This window comes from Streptomyces sp. NPDC000348, from assembly GCF_042898795.1.
In the GTDB taxonomy this organism is placed as follows: domain Bacteria; phylum Actinomycetota; class Actinomycetes; order Streptomycetales; family Streptomycetaceae; genus Streptomyces.
Genome location: NZ_JBIAZD010000022.1, coordinates 88,294 through 108,527, shown reverse-complemented (window position 1 = coordinate 108,527; position 20,234 = coordinate 88,294). Strand labels below are relative to the sequence as shown.

14 protein-coding genes are annotated in these 20,234 nt (G+C 71.8%); 9 read left to right on the top strand and 5 right to left on the bottom strand.

Annotated elements, in window-relative coordinates; genetic code table 11:
- From ACFY3N_RS31845 to ACFY3N_RS31825, 5 genes are read left to right on the top strand one after another with little or no spacing between them, the layout of a single operon-like run.
- Positions 1-1,119, top strand: coding sequence for an enediyne biosynthesis protein (locus tag ACFY3N_RS31845; protein ID WP_390820254.1), 1,119 nt, complete (start codon positions 1-3; stop codon positions 1,117-1,119).
- Positions 1,116-7,040: an SDR family NAD(P)-dependent oxidoreductase gene (locus ACFY3N_RS31840; RefSeq protein WP_390820252.1), complete on the top strand. Its 5,925-nt coding sequence runs from the start codon at positions 1,116-1,118 to the stop codon at positions 7,038-7,040. The genes ACFY3N_RS31845 and ACFY3N_RS31840 overlap by 4 nt, the downstream gene beginning before the upstream one ends.
- The gene (locus ACFY3N_RS31835) at positions 7,030-7,491 is read left to right on the top strand and encodes an acyl-CoA thioesterase (protein WP_390820251.1); all 462 of its coding nucleotides are present in this window, start codon (positions 7,030-7,032) and stop codon (positions 7,489-7,491) included. The genes ACFY3N_RS31840 and ACFY3N_RS31835 overlap by 11 nt, the downstream gene beginning before the upstream one ends.
- A complete protein-coding gene (locus tag ACFY3N_RS31830; RefSeq protein WP_390820250.1) occupies positions 7,488-8,033 on the top strand; it encodes a flavin reductase family protein in 546 nt (181 codons plus the stop codon). The genes ACFY3N_RS31835 and ACFY3N_RS31830 overlap by 4 nt, the downstream gene beginning before the upstream one ends.
- Complete coding sequence (locus ACFY3N_RS31825) at positions 8,030-9,382, top strand: cytochrome P450 (protein ID WP_390820249.1); 1,353 nt, start codon at positions 8,030-8,032, stop codon at positions 9,380-9,382. Before ACFY3N_RS31830 ends, ACFY3N_RS31825 begins: the two co-directional genes overlap by 4 nt.
- 59 nt (positions 9,383-9,441) lie before the next feature.
- On the opposite strand, the gene ACFY3N_RS31820 is transcribed toward ACFY3N_RS31825, so the two are convergent.
- Both ACFY3N_RS31820 and ACFY3N_RS31815 read right to left on the bottom strand, forming a co-directional pair.
- Positions 9,442-10,236: a helix-turn-helix domain-containing protein gene (locus tag ACFY3N_RS31820; protein WP_390820248.1), complete on the bottom strand. Its 795-nt coding sequence runs from the start codon at positions 10,234-10,236 to the stop codon at positions 9,442-9,444.
- A gap of 68 nt (positions 10,237-10,304) precedes the next feature.
- Complete coding sequence (locus tag ACFY3N_RS31815) at positions 10,305-11,411, bottom strand: ParB/RepB/Spo0J family partition protein (RefSeq protein WP_390820247.1); 1,107 nt, start codon at positions 11,409-11,411, stop codon at positions 10,305-10,307.
- Positions 11,412-11,686: 275 nt separating this feature from the next.
- Between ACFY3N_RS31815 and ACFY3N_RS31810 the strand changes: the two genes are divergently transcribed.
- The 3 genes from ACFY3N_RS31810 (at position 11,687) to ACFY3N_RS31800 (ending at position 14,808) form a co-directional block, all read left to right on the top strand.
- On the top strand, positions 11,687-12,217 hold the full coding sequence (locus ACFY3N_RS31810) for a DUF5987 family protein (RefSeq protein WP_390820268.1): 531 nt from the start codon (positions 11,687-11,689) through the stop codon (positions 12,215-12,217).
- Complete coding sequence (locus ACFY3N_RS31805) at positions 12,214-13,872, top strand: FAD-dependent oxidoreductase (protein ID WP_390820246.1); 1,659 nt, start codon at positions 12,214-12,216, stop codon at positions 13,870-13,872. The genes ACFY3N_RS31810 and ACFY3N_RS31805 overlap by 4 nt, the downstream gene beginning before the upstream one ends.
- A 132-nt stretch (positions 13,873-14,004) precedes the next feature.
- Entirely contained in the window at positions 14,005-14,808 is an 804-nt protein-coding gene (locus ACFY3N_RS31800; protein ID WP_390820245.1) for a TIGR03084 family metal-binding protein, read from the top strand.
- Between the two features lie 177 nt (positions 14,809-14,985).
- Here ACFY3N_RS31800 and ACFY3N_RS31795 read toward each other — a convergent pair whose 3' ends face one another.
- Complete coding sequence (locus ACFY3N_RS31795) at positions 14,986-16,314, bottom strand: FAD-dependent oxidoreductase (RefSeq protein WP_390820244.1); 1,329 nt, start codon at positions 16,312-16,314, stop codon at positions 14,986-14,988.
- Between the two features lie 227 nt (positions 16,315-16,541).
- On the opposite strand from ACFY3N_RS31795, the gene ACFY3N_RS31790 reads away from it, so the two are divergent.
- A complete protein-coding gene (locus ACFY3N_RS31790) occupies positions 16,542-17,705 on the top strand; it encodes an epoxide hydrolase family protein (protein WP_390820243.1) in 1,164 nt (387 codons plus the stop codon).
- Between the two features lie 157 nt (positions 17,706-17,862).
- Here ACFY3N_RS31790 and ACFY3N_RS31785 read toward each other — a convergent pair whose 3' ends face one another.
- The gene (locus tag ACFY3N_RS31785; RefSeq protein ID WP_390820241.1) at positions 17,863-19,251 is read right to left on the bottom strand and encodes an FAD-binding protein; all 1,389 of its coding nucleotides are present in this window, start codon (positions 19,249-19,251) and stop codon (positions 17,863-17,865) included.
- 299 nt (positions 19,252-19,550) lie between these two features.
- Positions 19,551-20,168 carry a TetR/AcrR family transcriptional regulator gene (locus ACFY3N_RS31780; protein ID WP_390820240.1) on the bottom strand — a complete coding sequence of 206 codons (618 nt, stop codon included), beginning with the start codon at positions 20,166-20,168 and terminating at the stop codon, positions 19,551-19,553.
- Positions 20,169-20,234: the final 66 nt, after the last annotated feature.

Here is a 20,234-nt window from a genome sequence, read left to right as displayed (position 1 = left end):
ATGTCCGCAGCACAACCCCTGTCGCAGACCGCGGGACCGCGCCACAATCCGAAGGTCGTCACCGCGCTCCGCCGCTTCGCGATCTCGATCTCCGTACTCAACATCCTCGGCTACACGGTACTGGGCTTCGAGCAGCCCTGGACCTGGCCGTTCATCGCGCTGGCGACGGCCTACACCGTGGAGCTCGCGCTCGAGGCCGTCGGTGCGCGCGCCGAGAAGCGGGCGCCGCGCTCCCGCGGTGGCGGCTTCCGGGGGCTGATGGAATTCCTCTACCCCGCGCACATCACGGCCCTCGCGGTGAACATGCTCACCTACGTCAACGACCAGGTGTGGGTCATGGTGTTCGGCGTCGTGGTCGCCGTGGGCACCAAGTGGGTGCTGCGGGCTCCGGTGAAGGGCCGCATGCGGCACTTCATGAACCCCTCGAACTTCGGCATCGCGGTCATCCTGCTGCTGTTCCCCTGGGCCTCGATCGCCCCGCCGTACCACTTCACCGAGTACCTGGACGGCGGCTTCGACTGGCTCGTGCCGGCTGTCATCATCACCCTCGGCACCATGCTCAACGCGAAGCTCACCGAACGCATGTGGCTCATCGTCGCGTGGGTCGGCGGGTACGCCGTGCAGGCGATCGTGCGCGGGCTGCTGTTCGGCACGTCGATTCCCGCGGCCCTCGCGATGATGACCGGTGTGGCGTTCGTGCTGTTCACGAACTACATGATCACCGACCCGGGCACCACACCGTCCTCGAAGTGGGGCCAGATCGCCTTCGGCGGCGGTGTCGCCGCCGCGTACGGTGTCCTGACCGCGCTGAGCGTCGCCTACGGCATCTTCTTCGCCACCGCTCTGGTCTGCGCGGTCCGCGGCGGCTTCCTGTGGATCAGCGACATCGTCTCCCGCAGGCGTGCCGAGGAGGCCCTGGCCCTCGCCGCGGTCGGCCAAACCCTCGAACAGCCCGCTGTCCGGCAGCACTCCGCCGAGGAGTCCCCCGCCGAACGGACCTCGGCCGCGCACACGGAAACACGCGCGTGCGTGAACGGGTGCGCCGAAGGGGCCTGCGCCTGCTCCGGGAAGAGCGCGGACGACGAGGCGGACGACCGCAGGATCGTGGTGTCGGCATGACCAGAATCGCCATCATCGGCATGGCCTGCCGCTACCCCGACGCCACCGACCCCGCCGAGCTCTGGGCCAACGCCGTCGCCGGACGCCGGGCCTTCCGCCGCCTCCCGGAGGAACGGATGCGCCTGGACGACTACTGGGACGCCGATCCGTCCACACCCGACACCTTCTACGCCCGCAACGCGGCCGTGCTCGAGGGGTACTCCTTCGACCGCGTCGGCCACCGGATCGCCGGCAGCACATTCAGGTCCACCGACATGACGCACTGGCTCGCCCTGGACACCGCAGGGCGCGCGCTGGCCGACGCCGGGTTCCCGGCGGGGGAGGGGCTGCCCCACGAGCGGACCGGCGTCGTCATGGGCAACACGCTCACCGGTGAATTCACCCGCGCCAACGTCATGCGGCTGCGCTGGCCGTACGTGCGGCGGGTGATGGCCGCCGCACTCACCGGACAGCGGGACTGGGACGAGGCCCGGATCACCGCGTTCCTCGAGGAGGTCGAGACCTCCTACAAGGCACCGTTCCCGGCCGTCGACGAGGACACCCTGGCCGGCGGGCTCTCCAACACCATCGCCGGCCGGATCTGCAACCACTTCGACCTCAACGGCGGCGGTTACACCGTCGACGGAGCCTGTTCCTCCTCGCTGCTGTCGGTCACCACCGCCGGAACGGCCCTGGCCAACGGTGACCTGGACGTCGCCGTCGCCGGCGGCGTCGACCTGTCCATCGACCCGTTCGAGATCATCGGCTTCGCCAAGACCGGTGCTCTGGCCCGGGGGGAGATGAAGCTGTACGACAAGGGCTCCAACGGCTTCTGGCCCGGCGAGGGCTGCGGAGTGGTCGTGCTGATGCGGGAGGAGGAGGCGATCGCCCGCGGCCACCGCATCTACGCGACTGTCGCAGGCTGGGGAGTCTCCTCGGACGGCCGGGGCGGGATCACCCGGCCCGAGGTCGACGGTTACCGCCTGGCCCTCGAGCGTGCCTACGCGCGAGCCGGGTTCGGGATCGACACCGTCCGCCTCTTCGAGGGCCACGGCACGGGCACGGCCGTCGGTGACGCGACGGAGCTGGCGGCGCTGATGAAGGCCCGCTCGGCAGCCGACCCGCAGGCACCTGTCGCCGCCATCGGCTCCATCAAGGGCATGATCGGCCACACCAAGGCGGCCGCAGGCGTGGCAGGTCTGATCAAGGCGGCCCTGGCGGTGGACAACCGGACCGTGCCGCCCTCCATCGGCACCTTTGATCCGCACGAGCTGCTCACCGCGCAAGGGGCCAACCTCAAGGCGCTCCGCAAGGCGGAGGCCTGGCCCCGGGAGGCGCCGCGCCGCGCGGGTGTCACCGCCATGGGGTTCGGCGGCATCAACACGCACGTCGTCCTGGACGAGCCGGCGGGCCGGCGCCGGCCCGCCGGCGCCCGCCGTCCCACCCCCCTGGCCGACTCACTGCAGGACAGCGAACTCCTGCTGTTCGAGGGAGCCTCGGCCCGCGAGCTGGGCCACCGTTTGTCCGAGGTCGCGGACTACGCCGCGCGGCTCTCGTACGGGCAGATCACCGACCTCGCCGCCACCCTCCAGCGCGAGCTGCGTGGCCTTCCGCACCGGGCGGCGGTGGTGGCGACGTCTCCGGAGGACGCCGAGAGCCGGCTGCGCCACCTCGTCGGCCTTCTGGACCGGGGGGAGACGGAGCACCGGGCCGCGGACGGCCGGACCCTCCTCGGGAAGGCCACCGGCCGCAAACGGATCGGTCTGCTGTTCCCCGGCCAGGGGTCCGGACGCGGCACCGGTGGTGGTGCGCTGGGCCGCCGCTTCCCCGAGGCCGCCGAGGTGTTCGGTCGCGCCGGGCTGACGGCCGGCTCGGACACCGTGGCCACCGAAGTGGCCCAGCCGCGCATCGTGACCGGTTCGGCAGCGGGTCTGCGCGTGCTGGACGAGTTGCGCGTGGAGGCGTCCGTCGGCATCGGGCACAGCCTCGGCGAGCTCTCCGCCCTGTGCTGGGCCGGGGCCATCGAGGAGGACACCCTGATCGAGGCGGCGGGCGTGCGCGGCAGCGCGATGGCGGAGCACGGGACGCCGGGGACCATGGCGTCACTGGGTGCCGGCCCGGAGCGGGCGGAGGAGCTCATCGGCGCCCTCCCCGTGGTCGTGGCCGGCTACAACGGCCCGGAGCAGACGGTCGTCTCGGGTCCGGTGCGGGAAGTGGAGGAGGTGCGCCGACGCGCCGCGCGCTCCGGTGTGACGTGTACGCCGCTCGCCGTGTCCCACGCGTTCCACTCACCGCTCGTGGCGTCCGCCGCCGAGTCGTTCGGCGACTGGCTGAAGAGCGTCGCCTTCCGCGAGCCCGCCGGCCGTGTGGTGTCCACCGTCACCGGAGCCGAACTGGCACCGGACACCGACCTGTCGGCGCTGCTGCGGGAGCAGATCACCGCTCCGGTGCGTTTCACCGAAGCGGTCCGGGCCGCGGCCCGGGACGTCGACCTGTTCATCGAGGTGGGACCCGGCCGGGTGCTCGGCCACCTGGCCGGGGCGGCGACGAACGTTCCCGTGGTGTCCCTCGACACGGACGACGAGTCCCTGCGCTCGCTCCTGCAGGTGGTGGGCGCCGCGTTCGTCATCGGCGCGTCCGTCGCCCCCGAACGCCTCTTCCGGGACCGGTTGGTGCGCCCGCTCCGGATCGGCCAGGAACTCTCTTTCCTGGCCAGCCCGTGCGAACAGGTACCGGCGGCGGCCGTGCCCGCACCGCGCCGGTCCGCCGAGAGGCCGGCCGTGCCCGCGGTCCGCGGGCAGGAGCCGCCGTCCGCGGCCGTGTCCCCTCCGCCGGCACAGGACCCCCCGGCTTCGAAGGACGCGCCTGCCGCGGCCACGGCCGGGTCCGAGCGGACGCCCCGGGAGGAGGGGAGCGACGGGGTCGAGGCCATCGAGGTCCTCAGCGCTCTGGTCGCCGAGCGCGCCGAGCTCCCGGCCCACCTGGTGGATCCGGGCAGCAGGCTCCTGGACGACCTGCACCTGAGCTCCATCACCGTCGGGCAGATCGTGAACCAGGCCATGGCGCAGCTCGGTGTCGCCCCGGCGGCCCAGGAGCCGACGAACTTCGCCACCGCCACTGTGGCGGAACTGGCCGAGGCGCTGGAGACCCTGGCCCGTACCGGGAGCCGGGCCGATGCCGGTGCGGCTCCGCTCGTCGCCGGGGCGGCGCCGTGGGCGCGCCCCTTCGCGGTGGACCTGGACGAGGTCGCCCGGCCTCCGGCCGCTCCGGAAGCGGCTCCCGGCGCCTGGGAGCTGTTCGCGCCGGCGGGGTACGGGATCGCCGGGACACTGCGCGCGGCCCTTCAGGACGCCCGGGTGGGTTCCGGGGTTCTGGTCTGTCTGCCGCCCCGGTGTTCCGCCGACGGAACCGACCTGGTGCTCGCAGCGGCGAAGCGGGCGCTCGCCGCCCCGAAGGGCAGCCGTTTCGTGCTGGTGCAGCACGGACGCGGTGCCGCGGGCCTGGCCAAGACCCTCCACCAGGAGGCGCCCCACCTGGTGACGACTGTCGTCGACACCCCTCTCACCGAGGAGACGGTGGAGCGGGTGGTGGCGGAGGTGTCGGCGACGATCCGGTTCTCCGAGACGCGTTACGGCGCGGACGGAGTCCGCCGCGTCCCCACGCTGCGGGTCCTCCCCCTGCGCCCGGAGCGCCGGGACGACCCGCTCGGCGCATCCGACGTCCTGCTGGTCACCGGGGGCGGCAAGGGCATCTCCGCCGAGTGCGCCCTGGCGATCGCCCAGGACAGCGGGGCGCGGCTTGCGGTGCTGGGACGCTCCGACCCGGCCACGGACCGGGAACTGGCCGACAACCTGAAGCGGATGGCGGACCGCGGTGTCACCGTGCGGTACGCACGCGCCGATGTCACCAGCCCGGACCAGGTCCGGGCGGCGGTCGCCGGACTCCGTGGCGAGCTGGGGCCGATCACCGGAGTGCTGCACGGCGCCGGACGCAACGAGCCCGGGCCGTTGCACGCGCTGGAGCCGGAGGACTTCCGGCGCACCTTCGCTCCCAAGGTGGACGGCCTGCGGACCGTGCTCGAGGCGGTGGACGCCGGGGCACTGAGACTGCTGGTCACGTTCGGCAGCATCATCGGCCGTGCCGGCCTGCGGGGCGAGGCGCACTACGCCACCGCGAACGAGTGGCTGGCCGACCTCACCGAGGAGATCGCACGGACGCATCCGCAGGTCCGCGCCCGCTGTGTGGAGTGGTCGGTGTGGTCCGGGGTCGGGATGGGCGAGAAGCTCTCGGTCCTCGAGTCGCTCTCCCGCCAGGGCATCGTCCCGGTCTCCCCCGACCAGGGGGTGGAGATCCTCCTGCGGCTGATCCGCGACCCCGACGCGCCGGTGGTGACGGTCGTCAGCGGCCGCACCGAAGGCATCGAGACGGTACGCCGCGATCTGCCGCCCCTGCCGCTCCTCCGGTTCACGGGCACCCCGCTGGTGCGCTACCACGGCGTGGAGCTCGTCACCGAGGTCGAGCTGAACGCGGGCACGGACCCCTACCTCGGCGACCACCTGCTGGACGGCAATCTCCTGCTGCCCGCCGTGATGGGGATGGAGGCCATGGTCCAGGTCGCGGCCGCGGCCACCGGCTGGCCGGGGACACCGGTCATCGAGGGCGCGCGCTTCCTGCGCCCCATCGTGGTTCCGCCCGACGGGAGCACCACCATCCGTATCGCCGCGACGGTGACGGGGCCGGACACGGTCGATGTCGCCGTCCATGCCCAGGACACCGGCTTCGCCGCGGAGCACTTCCGCGCCCGGCTGGTGTACTCCGGCGCCGCTGTCCCGGACGGACCGCCGCTGCAGACGGGCGCCGGATTCCCGGAGGTTCCTCTGGACCCCGGGGCCGACCTCTACGGCGGCGTCCTCTTCCAGGGCTCCCGCTTCCAGCGGTTGCGGCGGTTCCACCGGGTGGCGGCCCGTCATGTGGACGCCGACGTGGCGGTGCAGCGGCCGGAGGGCTGGTTCGCCGGCTTCCTCCCCGGGGAGATGCTCCTGGCCGACCCCGGCATGCGCGACGCGCTGATGCACGGCAACCAGGTGTGCGTGCCCGACGCCACGCTGCTTCCCTCGGGGGTCGAGCGCGTCCACCCGCTGGGCGCCGGCGGCCCCGTCCCCGGTCAGCTGCGCTACTGCGCGGTCGAGCGCAGCCACGACGGCGACACGTACGTGTACGACATCGCGGTACGCGACGCCGAGGGCACCGTCGTCGAGCGCTGGGAGGGGCTGACCCTGCACGCGGTGCGCAAGACCGGCGGCTCCGGCCCCTGGGTCGCTCCTCTGCTGGGGCCGTACCTGGAGCGGACGCTCGAGGACGTGCTCGGTGCCCGCATCGGGGTGACGGTCGAACCCCACGGCGACACCCCGGCCGGGTCGGTCGCCGAACGCCGGGCGTTCACCTCCACCGCGGCCTCCCGGACCCTCGGGGCTCCCGTGGCCGTGCGCCACCGGCCCGACGGGCGGCCGGAGGTGGACGGCGGATGGCACGTCTCGGCCTCCCACGGCCTGGAACTCACCGTGAGCGCCCTGGCCCGGACGGAGGTCGCCTGCGACATCGAGGCGGTCAGCATGCGGGAGCCGGGCGAGTGGCACGGCCTGCTCGGTGAGCACGCCGCGGTCGCCGAACTCGTCGCCCGGGAGACCGGTGAGGCCCCCGACACGGCCGCCACCCGGGTGTGGAGCGCGGTCGAGTGTCTGAGGAAGGCGGGCGTCGCGGCGGGCACGCCGCTGACCGTGCTGCCTCGGGAGAAGGAGGCGTGGGTGGTCCTCACCGCCGGCGACCTGCGGATCGCGACCTTCGTCACGGCCCTGCGGGACGCTCTGGAACCCGCCGTCTTCGCATTTCTGACACGGGCACCACAACTGCTGGAAGGGCGGTCCCAGGACCATGTCGGATGACTACTTCGAGTACCGGCACACGGTCGGTTTCGAGGAGACCAATCTGGTCGGCAACGTCTACTACGTGAACTACCTCCGCTGGCAGGGACGCTGCCGGGAGCTGTTCCTCAAGCAGAGGGCACCGGAGGTCCTCGCGGACGTCCGGGAAGACCTCAAGCTGTTCACGCTCAAGGTGGACTGCGAGTTCTTCGCCGAGATCACCGCCTTCGACGAGCTGTCCATACGGATGCGGCTGTCCGACTTCGGGCAGACCCAGCTGGAGTTCACCTTCGACTACGTCAAGGTGGGCGAGGACGGCGGCGAGGCCCTGGTCGCCAGGGGCCGGCAGAGGGTCGCCTGCATGCGGGGGCCCAACGCCAACACGGTGCCCTCGCTGGTCCCCGAGGCACTGGCCCGGGCCCTCGAGCCGTACGGCGCGCGAGGCCGGGCGCTGTCGGGGCGGACGGCATGAGGACACTCGGCGCCGCACCCTCCCCGCACACGGGCGCGGCCGATCCGAAGCGGCTGCGCAGGGCGCTGGGGACGTTCGCCACCGGCGTGACCGTGGTGACGGTCGGTGGCTCCTCGCCGCACGGCATGACGGCCAACTCCTTCACCTCCGTCTCCCTGGATCCGGCCCTGGTGCTGGTGTGTCTCGGCCGGGACACGGTGATGCACCGTGTCCTGGCCGAGGCCGACGCCTTCTCCGTGTCCGTGCTGGACGCCGGGCAGGAGGAGGTGGCCCGGCACTTCGCCGACCGCTCCCGGCCGAGGGGCCCGGCCCAGTTCGAGACCGTCGGCTGGGTGCCCGGCCGGTCGGCTGACGCGCCGCTGATCGCCGGTGCCGCCGCACATTTCGAGTGCGCGAAGTGGCGTGCGTACGACGGCGGGGACCACACCATATGCGTGGGGAGGGTACTCACCCTGAGCGAGTCCCCCGATCAGGAGCCGCTGTTGTTCCACCGGGGCCGTTTCCGGCGCCTGCCCACCGGGCGACCGGGGGGTGCGGCATGAACGGGCCGCGTCCGGTCTCCCCTCCGCTGCGGGCGCTGCCCGGCCTGCTGCGCAAGCTCGCCGTCGACCGGCTCGGGATGATGCGCGACGCGGCGGCTCTGGACGACGCCGTACTGGTCTCCCTGGGGCCGAAGAAGATGTTCGTCTTCAACCGGCCCGACTACGCCAAGCACGTGCTGGCGGACAACGCCGCCAACTACCGCAAGGGCATCGGTCTGGTCGAGTCCCGGAAGATGCTCGGCGACGGTCTGCTGACGAGCGAGGGCGAACTCTGGCGCGAGCAGCGGCGCACCGTGCAGCCGGCGTTCAGGCCGGCACGCGTGGCCGCCCAGGCGGACGCGGTGGCGGAAGAGACCATGAAGCTGCGGGACCTGCTGGTGCGACGGGGTGCCGACGGTCCCGTCGACGTGCTCCAGGAGGTGACCGGGTTCACCCTCGGCGTACTGGGCCGGGCCGTGCTCGGCACCGACCTCGGGGGGCACGGGGGCATCGCCCACGCCTTCGAAGCGGTACAGGACCAGGCCATGTTCGACATGGTCACCCAGAACACGGTGCCGACGTGGGCTCCGCTGGCCACCCAGCGGCGGTTCCGCAGAGCCCGCCGGGAACTCGTACGGACCGTTGACGAACTGGTGGCCGACCGGAGCGCTCGCATGTCCGACGGCGAGGAGGCCGACGACGCCCTCTCCCTCATGATCACAGCCGCCCGCCGGCAGGCCGATCCGAGGGCGGGACGGAGGCGGCTGCGGGACGAACTGGTCACGCTGCTCCTCGCCGGCCACGAGACCACGGCGAGCACGGTGGGGTGGACCCTGCTGCTGCTCGCCCGTCATCCGCACCTGAGGGACCTGGTGCGCGAGGAGGCCCGCGGAGTGCTCACGGGCGGCCGGGCCCCGGACGCCGGGGACCTGCGCAAGCTGACGTACACGACGCAGGTCGTCCAGGAGGCCATGCGTCTGTATCCGCCGGTGTGGATCCTGCCTCGTGTGGCCCGGCAGTCCGACGAGGTGGGACCGTACACGGTGCCGCCCGGCGCCGACGTCCTGATCTGCCCGTACACCCTGCACCGTCATCCGGGCCTGTGGGAGCGGCCGGAACAGTTCGACCCGGGGCGGTTCGACCCGGCGCGCGCCGCCGATCGGCCCCGCTACGCCTACATCCCCTTCGGCGCCGGGCCTCGCTTCTGTGTCGGCAGCAGCCTGGGGATGATGGAGGCGGTCTTCGTCACCGCCCTCCTGACCCGGGATCTCGTCCTGGAGGCCGTGCCCGGCGACGAGGGGACGCCCGAGCCGATGATGTCCCTGCGCATGCGCGGCGGGCTTCCCATGACGGTTCGGCCCGTGCGATGACGGACCGTCCCGTGGACGTCCGGCCCCGGCCGCGGCACGTGCCGCGGCCGGGCGGCAGGTCAGCCGGTGGCGCTCTCCAGGGTGCCGGTGCGCAGGTCGAGCAGTGCCATCAGCACCGGCGGGTCGAAGACCTCCAGCGGCCGCAGCGCGACGCCCATCGGCAGAAGCGCCGTCTCGGCCTGCACCGTCACCGGGCCGTGGCGCCCGACGGAGACGGCGTCGCCGTCGCCCTCGCCGGCGCCGCCGGAGACGAGGTGCTCCTGGCCGTAGGGCACCGAGTGCACCAGGAGGTACCAGGTGCCGACGGGGACGTTGCGCAGCTCGAAGGCGCCGGGACCCTCCAGGACGGTGCATCTCACCGGTCGCCCCTGAGGGACCTGGGTGGGGAACAGGCCGACGTAGCAGTGCCCGGGAGCGCGCCCCTCGGGAAGCGTGACGTGGCCCCGCAGAGTGATGCCGGAGGCGCCGGCCGGGGAGGCGGGGGAGTCCGGCCACGGTTCCTGGTCGATGCCGGTGGCGAAGCCCTCCAGCTCCCGGTAGACGCTGGGGGAGACGCCCACACACGCCTTGAAGCGCGAGCTGAAGGTGCCGACGCTGCTGTAGCCGACCAGGCTGCTGATGTCCGCGACGCTGAACCGCGTCTGCACGAGCAGGCGCTTGGCCTCCTGGATGCGCAGAGCCGAGAGGAACCTGCCGGGCGAGGTACCGGTCACGTCCCTGAATATACGAGTGAAGTGGAACTTGCTGAACATGGCGGTGCGCGCCATGTCGTCGATCGTCAGGTCTTGCCCGAGGTTGGCCCGCATATTGCTGATGACCCGGTGAACTGCGTGCTCGATGGTGGCAGAAGTCACGATGTCTCCCTCTCGTTGAGCCATTTCAATCCACAGGCGTTCTGTTGAATCCGTCACTTCGGGTCGGATTACCTCTCCTCGGAGAGCTCGACGCCTTCCAACCGACGGCTTGCGAGGTCTTCAGCGAACCTTTTCCACGTGCGTGAACACTGGAGAGCGAGCTCCGCCAGCGTGGCCGCCGAGTGGGGTGGCACAGCTTCCATCCACTGGCGCCAGGAATCGTCCACGACGAAGTGGTCGTGGAGCCACCGCAAGAAGTGCCGACCGGATTCCGAGTGCCGCAGCGACGGGTCCGACGCGAGTTTGCGCAGCATTTCCAGGGAGGTGCGTGACCGGCCCGGGGCCGAGGCGCCCGGCGTTTCGGGCACGCGGCGGAGCGGGTCCTTTGGATCGCAGCTGTGCCGGGACGCGGGGACGCCGGTGCCCAGTGGCTCGGTCCGAGGCGGCCGCCGGCGGCCGGCGGGCACGGGTGCGTCCCCGCGCAGCAGGCGCTGGCGGACGTCGTGCACCGTCCCCAGCGAGAGCCCGGTCTCCCTGACGACCGCCCGCAGCGGGAGGTCGGGCCGGGCGATCATCAGTTGGGCCGCGTGCAGACGCTCGGCGGTGCGGTCGAGCGGATGAGCTTTGCCGTTGCTCCTCATCCGTACGTTCAACCGGGCGGAATCCCCGGTTGAACGCGGCCGGACCGCGGCCACCGTCTTCGGTGACAGCCCCGTGCACGCGCCGACGGCCCGGTCCGAGAGTTCCGGGCACATCTCCAGGATGCGGCGCGCCGCCACCTTGCGTTCGTCGGGTGTCAGCGGGAGGCCGTGTGCGACGTTGGCCGATACGGAGCGGAGGAACGACTCCTCCTCCGTTCCCGTGAAGTACCGCACCGCCACGACGTCCAGACGGTTGCGTCTCGCGGCCGCCAGTCGGTGCATCCCGTCGATCACACGCATCGTTCCGCTGTGCACGAGAATCGGTGGCAGCGCCGGATAGACGTCTGCCAGTTGTCTGACGTGCTGCTCATCGAGACCATTCAGCCGCGGAGAATCCGCCGGCAGCAGCGTGTCCACCTTCACCCAGTCGGTGAATCCCGTCAGCGATTCCGGGGTTTCGTCAGTGCTTTTCAATTCACTCCCCCGCAAGTTCAGACGTGCTGAAAACCCTTCCCATATCCAGATCGTTGACACGGGAAAGGAACATGCCTTCGGAAGAAGGTATCTGCCTTCCGTTTTCACCGCGAGGGGGCGAGCGACGAAGTCGCAACTTTGGCAACTGTACGATGAACCTGCTGTTCAGGCGAACATCGTCGTCGGTTGTTTGAAAAGACCGACCAGGCTTATTTTGCTTTCCGCATCGCCCGGGCAACGCCGATAGCAGGAGAACGGAGGCTCAGGTGCAGAAACAGAAATCGGAACGGGATGACGGATCGGAGCGCAGAGTCCGGATCACGGCCGATGCCGTGCTGACGCTCGAGGCCTACGCGGACTCGATCGTCCCCGGCGAGAAGCGCTGGCCGGAAGACAGGGCCGTGGCCGGCGCCTCGGAGGGCGGCGGAGCCGTCACCGCCGGTGCCCTCCGGCTCCTGCGCTGGGACGCCACGGGCATCCACGACGACCTCGAGAACCTGGCGGACCTCGCGAACGGCCATGCCCGCGCGTACGCCGAGGAGGCGGGGCTCGAGCCGGACCGTTCCGTGCCGCCCTTCGTGGCCCTGTCCTACGAGGACCGCGTGGCGCTGATCCACCGGCTCACCGCTCCCGGGCACCCGGAGAAGGAGTTCTGGGTCCTTCTGTCCCTCTTCTGCAACATGGCCTTCGACTCGGCCGCGCACCTGCACACCGCCGAAGCGATCGCCGACGGCCATCCGGGCCTGCGGGCCATGGGCGTCCCCGCTCCCGGCGACGACGGCCTGTGGCGCTTCGAGGACTTCGGCTACGGCCGTGAACTGGCCCGTCTCCACCCCGACACCACCTCCACCGGGAGTCCGGCATGAGCGGCAGTGCGGAGCGCACGGAGGTCCTGGTCGTCGGCAGCGGGTTCGGCGGCGCGATCAGCGCCTACCACCTCGCGGCCGGCGGCGCGAAGGTGACCGTGCTGGAGCGCGGTCCCTGGCTCGGACACGACGAGTTCGAGCACGACTACAAGCTCGGCTCCTCCTACACGAGGATCTTCGACTTCGTGGTCGGAGACGGAATGAGCGTGCTGGGCGGGAACTGCGTCGGCGGGGGCAGCGTGGTCTACTTCGCCGCCATGCCGCGCGCACCGCGCTTCGTCTTCGACCGGAAGGGCTCCATCGGCCGGCGCATGTGGCCGAAGTCGGTCAGCCGCGACACCCTGGACCCCTGGTACGACCGTGTCGAGGAATCCCTGTCGGTCACCCGGCAGGGGTGGCAGGACGTGAGCTACGCCGGCGGCCTGTGGGCCGCGGCGTGCTCCCACGCGGGCCGCACGGCCAACCCCCTCCCGGTCGCCATCGACACCGCCAGGTGCGTCAACTGCAACTGGATGATGGCCGGATGCCGCTTCGAGGCCAAGCAGTCGCTGCTGGTGAACTACCTTCCCGCAGCCGTGGCCCACGGCGCCGAGATCCGGCCGCTGCACGAGGTGCAGTACCTGGAGCGCACCGCGGACGGCGGGTACCGCGTGCACTACAACGTCGTCGACGGCGAGGACTACCGCACGACCGCCGGCAGCGGGGTGATCGAGGCGAAGATCGTCGTGCTGGCGGCCGGCGCCGGGGCGACGCCGGTGATCCTGCAGCGCAGCGAAGGACTGCTCGGCCGGATGCCCCATGCGGTGGGACGTTACTTCTCCGGCAACGGCGAACGGCTCAACACCGCCGTGGTGAACGAGGAGAAGGCGGCCGAACTGCTCGGCCTGGACCGTGGGACCGGGCCGGCGTACGGGGCCAACCACATCGGCCGGGGACCGACCGTCGCGAACTGGGACCGCCTGGACGGCTCCCTGCCCGAGTACTCCCGTTATTCGCTGGAGCAGCTCTACTTCCCGCCCGGTCTGGGAACGATCCTCGCCCAGGCGCCGCACGGCACCGGCCCCGCCTGGTTCGGCGCGCGGAAGAAGGAGATCCTCAAACGGTGGACCTCCTGGCTGACGGTCTTCTCGATGATCGAGGACGACAACGAGGGGGTGTTCGGCCCGCCGCCGGCGACGGGCAACGCCCACCGCATCTCGCAGCAGATGCTCGGCCGCGGCAACCTCCGGTACGCGCCCACGCGGAACACGCTCGACGCCTGGGCCGCCTCCGACGCGGAGGTGAAGGAGATCCTCGAGAAGGACGGGCTGGCACAGGTGATGCCGTGGACCAACGACCTGGTCGGCGCGTACACCGTGCATCCCCTCGCCTCCTGCCGGATGGGGGACGATCCGCACACGTCCGCCCTCGACGACCGCAACGAGCTGCGCGGGCACCCCGGGATCTTCGTCACCGACGGGTCCGCCGTGCCCGGCGCGCTGACCGTCAACCCGGCCATGACCATCTCGGCCCTCGCCGAACGGGCCGTGCCGGGCATCGTGCGGGCCGCGCAGGACCGTGGCGTCCGCGTCGGCTACGGCGCGCCGGCTCCCAGCGGCTCCGTCGGCGGCCTCAGGCAGGTCCGCCCCCTGCTGCCCCGTCCCGTGGGCGCCTGACGGCAGGCGTCGAGCCCGATCACGTCGGGGCGGACGCCCCCGACGGCCCGGGGGCGTCCGCCCCGGCCCCGTGAACTGTCCGAGGAACCAGAACGTCGGCGCCCGGAGCGCCGACCGGCCCAGGAGACACAGATGACCACCACCAACGAGGTTCTCGAGGATCTCGCCGCCGACATCGACGAGGTCGCCCGTCTCGTGGAGGGCCTGGACGACGCGGCCTGGTCCGGCTCCACGCCTGCTCCCGGCTGGAGCGTCGCGGACCAGATAGCACACCTGACCTTCATCTTCACGCTGGCCAGGAACGCGGCAGCGGCGCCGGACCGTTTCCGGGCGATGACCGCCGCGGCGGCGCAGGACTTCGACGGCGCGGTCAACGCCGCGCTCGCCCGATTCAACGCGTTCCCCCCGCGGGAGTTGCTCGCCCGTTTCCGCGCCGAGGGGGACGCCTCGCTGGAGGCCCTGGCCTCCGTTCCCGCGGGCCAGGTCGTTCCCTGGCTCGTTCGTCCGCTGCCGCCGGCGGTGCTCGCCAGTGCCGGGATGATGGAGGTCTTCGGTCACGGGCAGGACATCGCCGATGCCCTGGGAGTACGCAGGGAGCCCACGGACCGACTGCGCCACCTGGTGCAGTTCGCTTTTCTCACAAGGGACTTCGGGTACGAGGCGCGAGGCATCACGCCACCGGCCGATCCCTTCCGCCTCGTGCTCACGGCGCCCTCGGGCGAGGTGTGGGCCGTGGGACCGGAGGATGCCGCTCAGACCGTCAGCGGCCCCGCACACGACTTCTGCCTTCTGGTGACCCGCCGCCGCCACCGCGACGACCTCGGGCTGACGGCGACGGGGGGCGACGCGGAGGCCTGGCTGGACATCGCTCAGGCCTACCGCGGCCCTGCGGGTGAGGGCCGCACACCGGGTCAGTTCGCCAAGGCCGTGGGGTGAGCGCACGCCGCGACGAGGTTCTGCCCCGGCGGGCCGGTTCCGGAGACCACCTCGATGGTCTCCGGAACCGGCCCGGCCGTTTCCCGCGTCGCTCCGCGGTCCGGGAACGGGGCACGAGGCCGGGAGCCCCGGCCGCGGTCCCCCTCCGCTCCGGGCGAGCACACGGCGGTCGCCGTCCTACCGGGCAGAACCGCGCAGCACGCGGGAGACCAGCCGCGGCCGCATGAGCGCCTGGGGCGGGTCGACGAGACCGGCGGCGCGCAGAAAGGCCACGGACAGCTCGCTGTCCCCGGCCGCGGCGGCCTGGAGGCGTGTGACGTAGGCGTTGCCGAGCCGCGTCTTCGCCGTTCGCCGCCCCTGGACCTCCGGGAAACCCAGGTCCGCTCCCGCGGACATGTCCCAGGGGCCGTCGATGGCGCCGGCGAGATCACGGAAGAAGGCGCGCGGCTCGGGCGGTCCCTGGCGCAGGTGCTCACGCAGTACGAGCGACTGGATCGCGGCCACCGACATGCCCTGCCCGTACACCGGGTTGAAGACGCAGGCCGCGTCGCCCATCACGAGCAGTCCCCGCAGATGGCGCGCCTGCCGTTCGTAGCGGCGGCGGATGCTGGCCGGGAAGTGGAACGACGCGGGAGGGCCGATCGGTTCCGCGTCGCGCAGGGCCTTGTACACCTCCGGAACCGGCAGGGATTCGGCGTAGGCGAGGAACCCCTCGTGGTCCGTGGGGGGCCGGTCGCCGAGGACCCCCGTGAGTGACAGTGAGTACCGGTCGGGCATCCGGGCGAAGATCGCTCCTCGCCGGACGGCCGGGGTGGCGACCGGCAGGAGGGCGATGTCGTCGCCGATCGGGTCGAACGGCAGAGGACCGCGGAAGTGACAGGTCGTGTAGGTCAGATCCATCTTCACCCGTTCCTCGGGGACTTCCGGATAGCCCAGTTCCGCCAGCCACCGCGGTGTCCGCGTGCCACGCCCGGTCGCGTCCACCACGAGGTCCGCGGCGAGCACCTCCTCGGCACAGTCGCGTGAACGGCCCTGCACCCGGACCCCGGTCACGGTGCGGCGGTCCGGGGACGTCACCAGCCCCAGTACGTCCGTCCGTTCCCGCAGCATGACGTTGGGCAGGCGCCGGATCCGGTGCCGGATACGGTTCTCGAGGAGCGGCCGGCCGGCAGCCACACACGTCAGCCCGGTCTCTGCCTTCTTGATCGCGGTTCCCTTGAAGTACCAGGTCAGGCTGGTGCCGAAGTCACCGGTGGGGACCCCGAGGGCGACCAGTTCGTCGGTGAAGCCGGGAAAGATCTCATCGAGGATCTGCTGGCCGCGGGCAAGGAGCGCGTGGATGTGGTGTCCCTGGGGGGCGGAGTGCCGCGGATCGGCACGGTCGGTGAGGTCGTCCCGGTCGACCACGGTCACCTCGCGGTAGGCGTCAGCGAGTATCCGTGCCGCGAGGGACCCCGCGATGCTGCCTCCCAGGACCACCGCGCGATCTCCGACATAACCACTCATCATGGGTCCTCCGAAACATGCGGAACGGGTCTGTGCGTAAGGAAAAGTAGCGGCGCGGAGGTCGCCGTAATTCTTCCTGTGTGCTCACTGCACGATTTCCTCTTGCCGTCGCGCCAAGCGGCTTCCTAACGTGACGGAGAAGCGGTTCCGCAGCTTGGCGCCTTCCGCCTCGATCACGCGGATTCTCGCTCTTGCCGGCGCTCTAAAGAATTCAAAGGGAGCTATCCATGGAACCGTTCCGTATAGCGATTCCGCAGGCGGATCTGGACGATCTGCACAGGCGCCTGGATGCCACTCGGTGGCCGAGCGAGATCCCCGGGACGGGCTGGAGCCGCGGCGTCCCGTTGGACTACCTCAAGGAACTGGCCGGCTACTGGCGCGACAGTTACGACTGGCGTGCGGCCGAGGACCGCCTGAACGCGGTCCCCCAGTTCACCACCGAGATCGACGGCACGAACGTGCACTTCATGCACATCCGCTCCCCCGAGCCCGACGCTCTCCCGATGATCATCACCCATGGCTGGCCGGGTTCGGTCGCCGAGTTCCTCGACGTCATCGACCCCCTGACCAATCCGCGGGCGCACGGGGGCGATCCGGCCGACGCGTTCCACCTGGTCATCCCCTCCCTGCCCGGATTCGGCTTTTCCGGACCCACTCCGGAACCCGGCTGGAACCTGCCCCGGGTGGCTTCCGCGTGGGCGGAATTGATGCGGCGTCTCGGATACTCCCGGTATGCCGTCCAGGGCGGCGATCTGGGTGCCTGGACCAGCCTGACGCTCTCCGGCGTCGACCACGAACACGTCGTGGGAACGCATGTGAACTTCCTGATCACCCCTCCTTCCGATGACCCGGCGGACCTTGCCGGACTCGGTGAGCAGGACCTCGCGCGCCTGGAACTGCTGGGCAAGTTCGGCGCAGAGGGCTCCGGGTACATGAAGATCCAGTCGACGCGACCGCAGACCCTCTCCTACAGCCTGACCGACTCGCCCGTGGGACAGCTCGCCTGGGTGGTCGAGAAGTTCATGGAATGGGCGGACACGGACAAGGCGCCCGAGGACGCCGTGGACCGTGACCGGCTGCTGACCAACGTCATGATCTACTGGCTCACCGCGACCGCCGGCTCGAGCGCCCACTTCTACTACGAGATCTCCGACGTGCTGCCGACGGCCCCCACTCCGCCCCCTCCCGCGCCACCGCTGCCGACGCCCCTGGGCGTCGCGGTGTACCCGGCCGATTCGGCCCGGCCCGTCCGCCGGTTCGCGGAGCGCGCCTTCCCCAACATCGTGCACTGGGCGGAGCTCGAGCGCGGCGGTCATTTCGCCGCCCTGGAGCAGCCCGGCCTGTTCGTCTCCGACCTGCGGGCGTTCGCCCGCGCCCTGCGCACGTCCTAGCCGGCCCCGGGTTCCCCCGGGGGGGGGGGGGGGGGGGGGGCGGCCGGGGGGGGCGCCCCCCCCCCCCGCGCCCCGCCCCCCCCGCCCGGCCCCCCCCGGGGGGGCGGCCCCCCCCCCGGGGGGGCGGGCCCCCCCCCGCGCCGGGGAACGGTTCGTCCTAGGGGCGCGGAGAGCGGGACGGTGCGGTCCGGCCGAACGGCTCAGGGGCGTCCGGGGCTTCGCAGTGCGTCGCCGCGTACGCGTAATCGGCGCCCCCCGCCTTCCTGACCGCCGCCCGCAGTGCCAGGTTGTCGCGCACCATGCGGTCCAGCAGTTCGGGCCGGCCGGGGGGTGCGGTCCGCTGGAGCCCGAAGACGACGGTCAGGGCGTCGCGCGCCTTCGGGACGTTCGGCGCGGCGAGACGGGCGGTGGGGACGGGGTAGAGGAGAACGCTCCCTCCCGGTCCGATGTCCTCCTCGGTGAGGCCGGCCAGGGCCTCCGTGACGAGCGCTGCCGCTTCGCGTCCCGGCAGGAGCACGTTGCACCGCGGATGCGGATGGTGCTGCCACGAGCCGATCGCTCTCAGCCTGGCCTCGAGCGGCGCGACCCGGTTCAGGAAGTCGCGGTAGGAGGTGGTCCCGATCGTGTCGACGTGATGGTGCGTCAGGCCCTTCAGCAGCGCGGTGTCGTCGGGCTCGTGCGGTGCGTCGAAGGACTGCATCGCCTCCAGGACGAACCTCCAGCCCGACGTTCCGGAGCGGTGGGCGTGCCCCTCCACGTGCTCGAACCGTCCCTCGTGGACCAGCCGTCGCTGGTCCACGAGGAGTGCGGCGGGATCGTGGTGGACAAGTCGGTACGTCCGCGCCGAACTCCTCGCCCCGGTGAGCGCGAGGGTGGCACCGGTGATGATTCCGTACCGGCCCAGGCTCCCCCTGACCGCGTCGAAGAGTTCGGGACGCCGGACGGGCGAGCAGGTGAGAAGGTCCCCGTCCGCGGTGACGACCTCGAGCTCGAGAACGTTGTCGGCGACGCTGCCGTACCGGTGGCTCGTGCCGCCGATCCCGCCGACCGACAGTGTCCCGCCGACGGACAGCCCGAGGTGGTCGGGCACCACTAGGGGGGCGCGGCCGCGGGGCAGGGTGGCGTCGAGGACTGCGCTCCACCGCGCACCGCCGTCCACCCGCACGCGATCGGGGGCCGGCTCACCGACGGCGGAGAGCGAGGACAGGTCGACCACGATCCCGTCCGATGCCTGCGCCTGGCCGTCCACCGAGCAGCCCGCACCCCGGGGGACCACCGCGAACCCGTTCTCCCGGCCGAAGCGCACGATCGCCGCGACGTCCTCGGCGTCGGCGGGGTGCAGCACGGCGACGGGCCGGAGGTGTACGCGGTTGCCGAAGTCCCGCGCCGCGGCGGCGAGGTCGCTGTCGCGTGTGCTGAGGACACCGCGCAGGAGCGGCGGGCCAAGACGGGAGAAGAGCCCGGACCGGGGGAGGACGCCGGTCACGATGCGGCTCCCCGCGGGCTCGGCCGCTTCCGCGTGGTCCTCGGAGGTGCCTCTCGGCACATGACGGGTTCCTCGCTCATGACGACTCCCTGCAGTCCGGTGGTACGGGGCTCACACGTCCCTGCGCGACTCGACGTCCCGGGCTTTTGCCGGCGTGGGCCGGGGCCGCGAAACCGCTTCGCCCGCACGCGCAGGAGTTCCGCCCGCGCCGGCAGCCGCTCGTCCCGGGACTCGGTTCATGGTCGTGACCGCGGGGCGGCCGGTACATACTCCCGCGTGCGCTGTTTCCCGTACCGCGGGTCCGGCCGGCCGTCCGGGGCGCCGGACGCGAACGAGGACGCGCCGGCGGCCGTGGGCCGTCAGGTCCTGATGTCGCCGATGACGGTGTCCACGACGTGGACGGCGAGCCTGTCCACGACTGCGCGGTCCTGTCGGCGCAACGGGCCGCGGATCGCCAGATCGGCGAATCCGTGGACCCCCGACCAGCAGACCCACTCGGCGTCCACCCGTCGCTCGGGAGTCAACGCGTCGGCCTCGACCATGCCGTCGAGGGCGTCGACCAGGAGCTGGTAGGGCGGCGGCACACGGGCCTCCGCATCACCGTCGGGTTCGTCCTGGAGCAGGATCGCGAGCTCGAACCAGCCGGGTTCGGACAGTGCGAAGTGGATGTAGCCGAGGCCGACTCCACGCAGCTGCTGCACCGCGTGGGCAGCGGGGTCCGTCCGGTCCGCGACGTCCTGCATGCGGTCGAGCATGGCCTGCGCCAGCTTGTCCTGGGCCCGGGCGGCGACGGCGAGCACGAGTTCGCGCCGGTCGGCGAAGTGCCGGTAGGCGGCGTTCGGCGTGACTCCCACGGACCGGGTGATCTCCCGGAGCCCGAGCGCGTCGGCTCCGCCCTTCCGGGCACGCTTCAGGCCGGCTTCGATGAGCGCGGACCTCAGACCGCCATGGTGATAGGGCTGCGCGTCACGGATCATGGTGTGCCCCTGCCTTCCGGCCGCGGTGCGAACAGCCGGAACCGGCGGTGCCGGTCCGGACCGGGC

Bases quoted from the DNA above. Each gene is read 5' to 3' on its own strand.
- ACFY3N_RS31845 (WP_390820254.1), top strand. From the start codon at position 1: ATGTCCGCAGCACAACCCCTGTCGCAGACCGCGGGACCGCGCCACAAT.
- ACFY3N_RS31840 (WP_390820252.1), top strand. From the start codon at position 1,116: ATGACCAGAATCGCCATCATCGGCATGGCCTGCCGCTACCCCGACGCC.
- ACFY3N_RS31835 (WP_390820251.1), top strand. From the start codon at position 7,030: ATGTCGGATGACTACTTCGAGTACCGGCACACGGTCGGTTTCGAGGAG.
- ACFY3N_RS31830 (WP_390820250.1), top strand. From the start codon at position 7,488: ATGAGGACACTCGGCGCCGCACCCTCCCCGCACACGGGCGCGGCCGAT.
- ACFY3N_RS31825 (WP_390820249.1), top strand. From the start codon at position 8,030: ATGAACGGGCCGCGTCCGGTCTCCCCTCCGCTGCGGGCGCTGCCCGGC.
- ACFY3N_RS31805 (WP_390820246.1), top strand. From the start codon at position 12,214: ATGAGCGGCAGTGCGGAGCGCACGGAGGTCCTGGTCGTCGGCAGCGGG.
- ACFY3N_RS31800 (WP_390820245.1), top strand. From the start codon at position 14,005: ATGACCACCACCAACGAGGTTCTCGAGGATCTCGCCGCCGACATCGAC.
- ACFY3N_RS31795 (WP_390820244.1), bottom strand. From the start codon at position 16,314: ATGAGTGGTTATGTCGGAGATCGCGCGGTGGTCCTGGGAGGCAGCATC.
- ACFY3N_RS31790 (WP_390820243.1), top strand. From the start codon at position 16,542: ATGGAACCGTTCCGTATAGCGATTCCGCAGGCGGATCTGGACGATCTG.
- ACFY3N_RS31780 (WP_390820240.1), bottom strand. From the start codon at position 20,168: ATGATCCGTGACGCGCAGCCCTATCACCATGGCGGTCTGAGGTCCGCG.